Source organism: Protofrankia sp. CiP1_Cm_nod2 (assembly GCF_920664355.1).
Classification (GTDB): domain Bacteria; phylum Actinomycetota; class Actinomycetes; order Frankiales; family Frankiaceae; genus Protofrankia.
This window is the reverse complement of the sequence record NZ_CAKKTL010000195.1, coordinates 1-9,305: the sequence shown is the minus strand read 5'-3', so window position 1 is coordinate 9,305 and position 9,305 is coordinate 1. Positions and strand designations below refer to the sequence as shown.

General features: G+C 70.4%; 8 protein-coding genes and 1 tRNA gene. 6 read left to right on the top strand and 3 right to left on the bottom strand.

Annotated features, from left to right (window positions below):
- Positions 1–219 precede the first annotated feature (219 nt).
- On the bottom strand, positions 220–1,200 hold the full coding sequence (locus tag NBW84_RS18635; protein ID WP_250286023.1) for an acyl-CoA desaturase: 981 nt from the start codon (positions 1,198–1,200) through the stop codon (positions 220–222).
- Positions 1,201–1,520: 320 nt separating this feature from the next.
- Between NBW84_RS18635 and NBW84_RS18630 the strand changes: the two genes are divergently transcribed.
- From NBW84_RS18630 to NBW84_RS18610, 5 genes are all read left to right on the top strand, one after another.
- A tRNA-Gln gene (locus NBW84_RS18630) sits at positions 1,521–1,592 on the top strand.
- 127 nt (positions 1,593–1,719) lie between these two features.
- Positions 1,720–3,291: a bifunctional UDP-N-acetylglucosamine diphosphorylase/glucosamine-1-phosphate N-acetyltransferase GlmU gene (gene glmU, locus NBW84_RS18625; RefSeq protein WP_445548762.1), complete on the top strand. Its 1,572-nt coding sequence runs from the start codon at positions 1,720–1,722 to the stop codon at positions 3,289–3,291.
- A gap of 60 nt (positions 3,292–3,351) precedes the next feature.
- A complete protein-coding gene (locus NBW84_RS18620; RefSeq protein ID WP_250286022.1) occupies positions 3,352–4,326 on the top strand; it encodes a ribose-phosphate diphosphokinase in 975 nt (324 codons plus the stop codon).
- A 294-nt stretch (positions 4,327–4,620) separates the two neighbouring features.
- Positions 4,621–5,712 carry an alpha/beta hydrolase-fold protein gene (locus NBW84_RS18615; protein WP_250286021.1) on the top strand — a complete coding sequence of 364 codons (1,092 nt, stop codon included), beginning with the start codon at positions 4,621–4,623 and terminating at the stop codon, positions 5,710–5,712.
- Positions 5,713–5,715: 3 nt separating this feature from the next.
- A complete protein-coding gene (locus NBW84_RS18610; protein ID WP_250286020.1) occupies positions 5,716–6,048 on the top strand; it encodes a YnfA family protein in 333 nt (110 codons plus the stop codon).
- A gap of 30 nt (positions 6,049–6,078) precedes the next feature.
- Here the strand turns inward: NBW84_RS18610 and NBW84_RS18605 are convergent, their stop codons facing one another.
- Both NBW84_RS18605 and NBW84_RS18600 read right to left on the bottom strand, forming a co-directional pair.
- Positions 6,079–7,671, bottom strand: a complete 1,593-nt coding sequence (locus NBW84_RS18605) for a Rieske 2Fe-2S domain-containing protein (protein ID WP_250286019.1) — start codon at positions 7,669–7,671, stop codon at positions 6,079–6,081.
- 129 nt (positions 7,672–7,800) lie between these two features.
- Positions 7,801–8,469: a NeuD/PglB/VioB family sugar acetyltransferase gene (locus NBW84_RS18600; protein ID WP_250286018.1), complete on the bottom strand. Its 669-nt coding sequence runs from the start codon at positions 8,467–8,469 to the stop codon at positions 7,801–7,803.
- A 240-nt stretch (positions 8,470–8,709) separates the two neighbouring features.
- On the opposite strand from NBW84_RS18600, the gene NBW84_RS18595 reads away from it, so the two are divergent.
- A partial coding sequence (locus NBW84_RS18595; RefSeq protein ID WP_250286017.1) for a 50S ribosomal protein L25/general stress protein Ctc occupies positions 8,710–9,305 on the top strand: 596 nt, incomplete at its 3' end.

Sequence of the window (9,305 nt, the reverse complement as noted above, 5' to 3'; positions counted from 1 at the left end):
ATCCGCATCAAGCAGGATCCACGCGAAGCGCTCTGGGGCGTGTCTGATGGATGTTGGTCGATGTGGGCGGCGGCACCCACCAGGATGCTGGGGTCCCCGGAGCACTCCGCGGTGGTTTTGCCTGGGTGTGCGTTCCCTTGGTGATCGCCGGTAGGTGATCGCCAAGCCACGGGCGGCGCCCACCACAGAGGCCGGGGCCCCCAAATAGTGCCTAAGGCACTATTTGGGGAGAGCCTTTGCCTGGAGGCGTTGTGGGTCGGGCCAGCGGACCTCGTGGACGAGGTGCAGTGTCTCCATCGCCTTGATCAGGTAGAAGCTGGAGTCCACCTGCCAGGGCCTGACGCCGTGGCGGGCCAGCGTGGGCTCGGCGTGGTGCAGGTTGTGCCAGGACTCGCCCATCGACAGGATGGCCAGCGGCCAGACGTTGCCGGAGCGGTCCCGCGACCTGTACGGGTGCTTGCCGGCGACGTGGCAGATGCTGTTCGTCGACCAGGTGACGTGGTGCAGGACGCACACCCGGACCAGGCTCGCCCAGAAGAACGCCTGCACCGCCGCCTCGAACGAGCCGCCCCACAGGCCACCGACCAGTGCCGGGGCCGCGAGGCTGAGCGTCGCCCAGAGCCCGAACAGGCGGCTGACGCGGACGATGTCGGCGTCGTCGAGCAGGTCCGGGGCGTACCGGCGCTGGTCGGTCTGTTCGACGTCGAACAGCCAGCCGATGTGGGCGTGCCACAGGCCCTTGGTCAGGGCGCGGAAGCCGGGGCCGTAGCGCCATGGCGAGTGCGGGTCGCCGTCCCGGTCGCTGAAGGCGTGGTGACGCCGGTGGTCGGCCACCCAGCGGATGACCGGGCCCTCGATCGCCATGCTGCCGGCGATGGCGAGCGCGACGCGTACCGGCCTGGAGGTCCTGAACCCGCGGTGGGTGAAGTAGCGGTGGAAACCGACCGTCACCCCGTGGCCGGTGATCGCGTACATGGCGACGGCGATGATCACGTCGCGGGGGCTGATCCACCGGTCCCACAGCAGCGGTACCGCGGCGGCGAGGGCCGCCAGCGGGATCATGATGACCATGGTGAGGGTGATCTGTTCCCCTCGTGCCTTCAGCGCGGACCTCGGCGCCACGGTGTGCCGGGTGGGCGCGCCCACCTGGGCCGCGGGGGCCGTGGCACCCGCCGGGTTCACCGTGTCGGTAGCGGTCATGACATAACCCCGTCCATCAGTGCCGTCCACCGGTTTCGTCGTCGCAATGGTTTCCGTTGTGACACCGTAGCTTGTGACACCGTAGCTTGCGGCGGTAACACGTGGTGTCCGGGGCGGGAAACATCGTGGAAAAACAATTTCACGGGCCTGGACGGTTGCGGCCAGGGTACGGTGGTTGTCACCAGGAGCTGGTGGGGGCGGCTGGCGGCGGTCGCGCGCGGTGGCGACGCGGCGGGCCGGGGGTGTCCCGGACCCGAAAAAATCATGGCCATGTCCTCTTTGGCCTGCTGGCAGTGGTATGCTACGAAAGATTTTCTCGGTCCGCCGTGGTGTAATTGGCAGCACAGGAGATTTTGGTTCTTCTAGTCCACGTTCGAGTCGTGGCGGCGGAGCCCCGGGCCGGATCGGCGGGTGCGCCGGTCCGTACAAATCATTTGGTCCACCGGAATTGTCCACGATATCCCCTGGCCGCGGATATCCGCCGGTCGCAATCCGGTAAGCTCGACACGCATCGAGTTGATGTCCACGATCAGGGGAGCTCGTGTGACCCAACCACGTCTGGCGGCCGTTGTCGTCCTCGCCGCGGGTGAGGGCAGGCGGATGCGCTCCGCGACCCCGAAGGTGCTTCACCGTGTCGCCGGGCGCACCCTTGTGGATCATGTTCTCGCCGCGGTCGCCCCGCTCGGGGCCGAGCGGCAGCTGGTGGTCGTCGGGCACGGGCGCGAGCAGGTGGCCGCGGCGCTGGCCGGTCGCGTGCCCGAGGTCACCCCGGTCGTGCAGGCCCGCCAGGGCGGCACCGGCCACGCCGTGCGGGCCGCGCTGCCCGCGGCGGGTGACATCCGCCCGGACGACCTCGTGGTCGTCGTCCCGGGGGACACCCCGCTGCTGACCGGCGCGACGATGTCGGCGCTGGTCGCGGCGCACGCGCACGAGCCGGCGGCGGCGACGGTGCTGACCGCCGAGGTGCCCGATCCCTTCGGCTACGGGCGGGTGCTGCGGGATCCGTCCGGCCGGATCCGCGCGATCGTCGAGCAGGCCGACGCCGACGCCGCCACCGCCGCCGTCCGGGAGATCAACACCGGCGTGTACGTGTTCACGGCCGGCCCGCTGCTGGCGGCGCTGTCCTCCCTGACGGCCGACAACGCCCAGGGCGAGGAGTACCTGACCGACGTGGTCGGCGCGTTCTTCGACGGCGGGCGGACCGTCCGGGCGTATCCGCTGGACGACCCCGGGGAGGCCGCCGGGGTCAACGACCGGGTCCAGCTGGCCGCCGCCGCCGCGGCCATGCGGGACAGGCTGGTGACCGCGGCCATGCGGGCCGGCGTCACCGTGCTGGATCCCGCCACCACCTGGATCGACGCCGACGTGGCCCTCGAGGCGGACGTGACGCTGCTCCCGCACACCTTCCTGCACGGCAGCACCCGGGTGGCGGCCGGCGCGGTGATCGGCCCCGACTGCACGCTCACCGACACGCTGGTGGGTGCCGCGGCCACGGTGAGCCGGACGACCGCCTCCCGAGCGGTGATCGGCCCGGACGCGGCCGTCGGCCCCTACACGCATCTGCGCGAGGGCACCCGTGTCGGCCGCGGGGTCAAGCTCGGCGCGTTCGTGGAGACGAAGGCCGCGGAGATCGCCGACGGGGCGAAGGTGCCGCACCTGGCCTATGTGGGGGACGCGGTGATCGGCGCGCGTAGCAACATCGGATGTGGCACGATCGTGGCGAACTACGACGGCGTCGCCAAGCACCGTACGGTGATCGGCGCGGATGTCAAGATCGGAAGTGACACCGTACTGGTGGCGCCCGTGCATGTTGGCGACGGTGCGTACACCGGCGCCGGTTCGGTCGTGACCGAGGATGTGCTGCCGGGCGCACTCGCGGTCAGGGAGGGCCGGCAGCGGACGATCGAGGGATGGGTCGAACTACGGCGTCCGGGCACCGCGGCGGCACGAGCCGCCGCTGCCGCGCGCGGGTATGCCGAACAGGCAGGTGACGACGGTGGCCCGAACGGGGTGGCTCACGCCGGGGCTGATCGCGCCGGGCCGGCCCCTGTCACGGTTGCCGGTATTTCCGACAACGGGCACCGCGCGTAGCGGCTCGCCACGGTATGAGGACCGACCATGACGGAGCGGGACGAAGGTGGAGAACCTTTGATGGCCTATCAGACGGATAATCGGCGCAACCTGATGCTTTTCGGTGGCCGTGCACACCCTGACCTGGTGGCCGAGGTTGCCCGGGAACTTGATGTCGAACCGGTTCCCACCAATGCGTATGAATTCTCCAACGGAGAGATCTTCGTCCGGTTCGAGAAATCCGTACGCGGATGTGACGCGTTCGTGCTGCAGTGCCACTCCTCGCCGGTGAACACCTGGCTCATGGAGCAGCTCATCATGGTCGACGCGCTGAAGCGGGCCAACGCGAAGCGGGTCACCGTGGTCGCGCCCTTCTACCCCTACGCCCGGCAGGACAAGAAGCACCGCGGCCGGGAGCCGATCTCGGCCCGGCTGATCGCCGACCTGTTCAAGACCGCCGGCGCGCACCGGCTGATGTCGGTGGACCTGCACACCGCCCAGATCCAGGGCTTCTTCGACGGCCCGGTGGACCACCTGTTCGCGCTGCCGCTGCTCGCCGACTACATCGAGGCCAAGCTCGACACGTCCGCGGTCACGGTGGTGGCCCCGGACGCCGGCCGGGTCCGGGTGGCCGAACGCTGGACCGACCGGCTCGGCTGCCCGCTGGCGATCATCCACAAGCGCCGCGACCGGGACGTCCCGAACCAGGTGAAGATGTTCGACGTGGTGGGCGAGGTCTCCGGCCGTACCTGCGTCGTCGTCGACGACATGATCGACACCGCGGGCACCATCACCAAGGCGGCGGAGTCGCTGCGCGAGCACGGCGCGACCGATGTGATCGCCGCGGCGACGCACGGTGTGCTCTCCGGCCCGGCGGTGGACCGCCTGAAGAACTCCGAGATCAGCGAGGTCGTGCTCACCAACACCCTCCCGCTGCCCAGCGAGGCCCGCATCGACAAGATCACTGAACTGTCGATCGCGCCGTTGTTGGCCGCCGCCATCAGGGCGGTCTTCGAGGACGGCTCGGTGACCGAGCTCTTCGGCGGCGACGCGTGACCACCGGTCATGACGCACGGCTGGACGCGTGTCCCGTCGTGCGTCCGGTGCGTCCGGTGCGTCCGGTACGTTCAGGTATACGACGGGTAACCATAGTGTGGCCAGCCGGTGATCTCTCCAGTGGGATCATCGGCTGAGAAGCACCGGCTGAACTGTCAGTCCGTGTCGGCTGTCGCCGGCCCGGGTGCGCCGCCCGGGCCGGGGGCGCTGGCGCCTCCCCATGGCCGGGCCCGTGTCGCCCGACGGCTGTGCGATCGTTGACCGTATGGACATCCTGGGGCGAACAGTCCGGCGATGAGCGGACTGTCGGTGCTGTCGGGCGGATTCATCGGTGGCCTGTTCGCGGCGGTGGCGGTTTTATGGATCATGGTGATCCGAATCCGTCGCGGATGGCCGAAACCGACCAGGTTACTGGCCGTCCCCGTGGCGATACTTCTGACGGTCGCGGCGGTGGCCGACGTGGTCAACGCCTACTTCAGTTACCTGCCCCGGCTCGGGGACGTGGTGGGAGCGGCGACCGCGGGCGGCTCCGATCCGCGTCTGAAGGTCGCGGACCTGCGCTCCCCGACGCCGTCGGACGCCCCGCGTCCGCATCCCCACGGAGCCGTCCTGACCCTGCCGGTTCCGGACCGTGGTAGCGGGTTCGGGCGGACGACCGCGCTCGTCTACCTTCCGCCCCAGTACTTCGACCAGCCGCGGTGGCGCTTTCCGGTGCTCTACCTGATCCACGGATCACCTGGCATCCCCGCTGACTGGCTGCGGGGCGGGCAGGCCGCCGACGCCGGTGCCCAGGTCGCCGCCGCCGGCCATCCGGTGATCATCGTGATGCCGCGGATGAGCCGTGGCTGGCTCGACGACCCGGAGTGCGTCGACGGGGTGACCGAACATGTCGAGACCCATCTGTTCAGCGACGTCATACCGACGGTCGAGTCGGCCTTACGGGCCGAGTCCGGACCGGCCGGCCGGGGGATCGCCGGGATGTCGGCGGGTGGTTACTGCGCGCTCAACCTCGGCCTGCGGCACAGATCCATGTTCGGAACGATCATAGACATGTCCGGGCTGACCCGTCCGACCCACGAGGACGGGCTCCGCCCGCTGTTCGGTACCGGTCCGGCGGCCCAGGCCGCCGCGGCCGCGAACAGCCCTGATCTCTATGTCGACGGGCTGGGACCGGGCCCCCGGCCGCGGGTCTGGCTCGACGCGGGGCGCCGTGACCACGCCGTCACCACTCCCATCCGGCATATGCGTGATCTTCTCAGCGCTGACGGGTACCCGGTGCAGCTACACCTGCGACCGGGGGTGCACACGTTCACGGTATGGCGTCCCGCGCTGCGGGACGCGCTCGCCTGGTTCGCCGGCGGTACCTCGTCGGCGCCCACCGTCTAAGCCGTGTCCGTCCCGCGTACGGCGGTGCTTTTCGTCCTGGCCGCGCTCGCCGAGATCGGCGGGGCCTGGCTGGTGTGGCAGGGGATCCGTGAGCACCGGGGTGTGCTGTTCGTCGGCGGCGGGCTGGTCTCCCTGTGCGTCTACGGGCTCGTCGCCACGCTTCAGGAGGAGGCGGCCTTCGGGCGGCTGCTGGCCGCCTACGGCGGCGTGTTCGTCGCCGGCTCCCTCGCCTGGGGCGTTGTCGCCGACGGTTACCGGCCTGACCGTTACGACATCGCCGGCGCGTTCGTCTGCCTGACCGGAGCCGGCCTCATCATGTTCGCTCCCCACCGGTGATCCCGGTCCTCCCGGCGGGTGGATGGCGCTCTACTCGGTGGGGGAGACCGACAGCGGCCAGGTGCCGCCTCGTACGCAGCGTCCGGTGGTCAGGTCCCAGGCCCAGTGGTGGCGCGGGCATTCCAGCACGCCGTCGACGATGTCGGCGTCGGTGAGATCCTCGCCGGCGTGTGGGCAGTAACGCTGAATCCGCAGTCCGTCACGGGTGATCGTTTCGTCCGACACGGAGCTGTCCTGCCGCAGCTGCCAGGTCACCACCGGGGTGTCGCCGTAGCGCAGCAGGCCCATCAGGGTGACGTCGAACAGGTCCGGATCGCGCCGGAGCCCTATCCGCATCGACAGCAGCGCCTCCTCCCAGGTGGCCTCCCCGTCGACGATCGCGCGCAGGACGCGCGGCGGGACATGCAGCTCGTAACTGCCCGGCGGGCCAGCGGCCACCGCGCTGCCGCCGGCTGTGCCGTCGCTGGCTGTGGTGCCGCCGGCCGTGGCGCCGCCGGGTGGGACAGCGTCGGGTGGGAGCGCCGGGGGCGAGGCCGCCACGACCGCCGGTTGCGGGGGAACCGGCCGGATCATCACCGTCCACCGCCGCGTACCGGAAAGAATGGTGAGATCGCGCTGGTAGTCCGCCAGCAACGGGCGGTTGCGCCGGATCAGCCGGGAGAAGTAGGCGTCCAGCTCGGCCGTGCTCACCGGGGTGTCGGGGCGTTGTTCGTGCGCGCCCCACTGCGCCTGCCGGCGCCGAGCGTAGCCGGCGACGTCGGTGGGTGCCGGTGCCGGTGCCGCGGCCGTGACCGGTTTGCCGCCGACGATGTCGATCCGGTCACCAGGCTGGACGTCGACGATCTTCACCTGCGGGGCCGCCTCGACGAACGAGGGCGCGACGTCCGCCCAGTGCGGAAAGATCGTCTGTTCGCGGTCGTTGTGGACGCGCAGAGCCGGGTCGAGGAAGACCGGCGGCCCCGCGCAGGGGACGTAGGCGCGGGCGTCGGTCGCGGCGACCGTCCGCATCAGGGTGTCGAGGAGGCCGGAACGCACCTGGGCGACCTTCTCCCGCATCACCGGCAAAGGATAGGAGTAGCAGTTCGGGTACCACATGGCCCCGGAGAACTGCGCGGCGAGCAGGTCGACGTCGCGTGGCAGCTCGGTGAGCTTGGGGTGGCAGTCGTTGAGGTCGAGGAAGCGGAAACCGTCCAGCTCGACCAGGAGCGCGCTGTCCTCCTTGTGGCTGGTGTCCAGCAGCATGGTCGCCTGGAGGCCGGGGCGCAGCGGTACCGACTCGCCGTGGCCGAGCACGGTGATGTCGCTGAAGCCGAGGCCGCGCATCTCCCGCAGCAGGTCCCGGGAGCGGAAGGCCGCGCAGAGCACCGGCAGCGACCGGGGGAGCATGCGCAGCAGCGCCCGGTCGAAGTGGTCGGTGTGGGTGTGCGAGACGTACAACGCGTCATAGGAGCCGGCGGCGACCCGCTCGAGCAGGTGCCCGTTGTCCGGGAACGGGAACCAGGACTCAAGAAAAGCCGGGTGGAACCACGGGTCGATGAGCAGCCGGAATTCATCGTGTCGTACGACGAAACCGGCGTGGCCGATGTAGTCGATGGAACTTTTCCGTGCGGCAGTCAATGGCATGTCGTTTCCGTCCCCCGCACGCGCCGGCCCGGCGCGAGACCCCCTCGGTCGACGCGCGACGTCGACTCGTGCGCTGCCGACTATAGCGAGGGCGGCCACGCCGCCCGGCCGGCCTGCCGCGAGGGCGACTTACCGCGAGGGCGGCTGTGCGGCCCGGCGCAGGAAGCGGGCCGGGCTGCCCACCCACACCTCGGCCTCGGGGACGTCGGTGAGTACGACCGCGCCCATGCCGAGCGTCGACCACGCGCCGATCGTGAGGTTCTCCCGGACGAGCGCGCCCTGGCCGAGGTAGGCGCCGGCCCCGACCCGCACCCCGCCGGCCAGCGTGACCGATCCGCAGATCGTCGCGAAATCGGCGACGACGTCGTCGTGGGTGAGCACCGTGTTCGGCATCACCGAAACATGATTACCGACGGTGACGGATGTGGTCAGGGCCGCCCCCTGGAGGAGCACGCTGCCATGACCGAGCGTGCATGAGGGCGGCAGGTGCACGCTGGGGTGGACGACCGTGCCGAAGCGCTCCGGGCCGACGCCGTCAGCGGCCAGGCGGGCGGCGAGCCGGGCCCGGACCGCGCCGGAGCCGGGGCAGAGGATCACCGCCGCGTCCGGCGTACCGGCGACCACCTCCGTGCCGCCGACGACGGGCAGGCCGTCCACCGTGCCGCCGTGGCGGGCCGGATCGTCGTCCGTGAAACCGATCAGCTGGTATCGTTCGGTGGCGAGCACGGCCTGGGCCGTCTCGCGGGCGAACCCGCCGGCACCGACCAGCAACAGGGGTTGCGGCGTCTGAGCCCTCATCGGACCGTTATAGCCGCATGCGCGCACTGTGCGACAACAGCCCTCCATCGGGCCGTCCATCAGGCCCTCCACTCGGTCCCACCCGGCACGCCACACGGTCTTCCGTCGGCGACAGGGCGGATCCGTCGGCTCATGATGCGTCCGGTACTCTGAAAGACCGCGTCGCGGCGCTGCTGGTTTCTTGTGCTAAGGCGGCGCCGATGTCCATTGAAGATCCGTAATAGGAGGATGAGTACCGCCATGTCCGAGGTCCGCATCGCCGCGGAGCCCCGCACCGAGTTCGGCAAGGGCGGGGCTCGTCGTACCCGCAAGGCCGGCAAGGTCCCGGCCGTCCTGTACGGCCACGGCCAGCCGCCCCGCCACATCTCGCTGCGCGCTCACGATCTTCTGCACGCGTTCAAGACCGATGCCGGTACGAACGTGCTGCTCCGGCTGGAGCTCTCCGACGGGACGCAGCTCGCCCTTCCCAAGGACGTCCAGCGTCATCCGATCAAGGGCAGTTTCGAGCACGTCGACCTGGTCATCATCCGTCAGGGCGAGCGGGTCACGGTCGAGGTGCCGGTGACCCTCGTCGGGATCGCCGAGAGCGACACCCTCGTCGACCAGCAGCTGACAGCCGTCTCGTTGCAGGCGGCCGCGACCGACATCCCCGGGTCGATCGAGCTCGACGTCACCGGTCTCAAGCCGGGTGCGAACATCAGCGCCGGCCAGCTCGTCATCCCGGCGGGCACGGTGCTGGAGACCGACGCCGGGCAGGTGGTGGTCCAGGGGCTGGCGAAGCCGACCGCCGCCCAGGTGGACGCCGACCTCGCCGGTGCCGAAGCGGCCGGTGGGGC

What these genes read in the sequence shown, in the direction of transcription:
- NBW84_RS18635 (WP_250286023.1), bottom strand. Translation starts at nt 1,200, where the DNA reads ATGACCGCTACCGACACGGTGAACCCGGCGGGTGCCACGGCCCCCGCG.
- glmU (WP_445548762.1), top strand. Translation starts at nt 1,720, where the DNA reads ATGTCCACGATCAGGGGAGCTCGTGTGACCCAACCACGTCTGGCGGCC.
- NBW84_RS18620 (WP_250286022.1), top strand. Translation starts at nt 3,352, where the DNA reads ATGGCCTATCAGACGGATAATCGGCGCAACCTGATGCTTTTCGGTGGC.
- NBW84_RS18615 (WP_250286021.1), top strand. Translation starts at nt 4,621, where the DNA reads ATGAGCGGACTGTCGGTGCTGTCGGGCGGATTCATCGGTGGCCTGTTC.
- NBW84_RS18605 (WP_250286019.1), bottom strand. Translation starts at nt 7,671, where the DNA reads ATGCCATTGACTGCCGCACGGAAAAGTTCCATCGACTACATCGGCCAC.
- NBW84_RS18600 (WP_250286018.1), bottom strand. Translation starts at nt 8,469, where the DNA reads ATGAGGGCTCAGACGCCGCAACCCCTGTTGCTGGTCGGTGCCGGCGGG.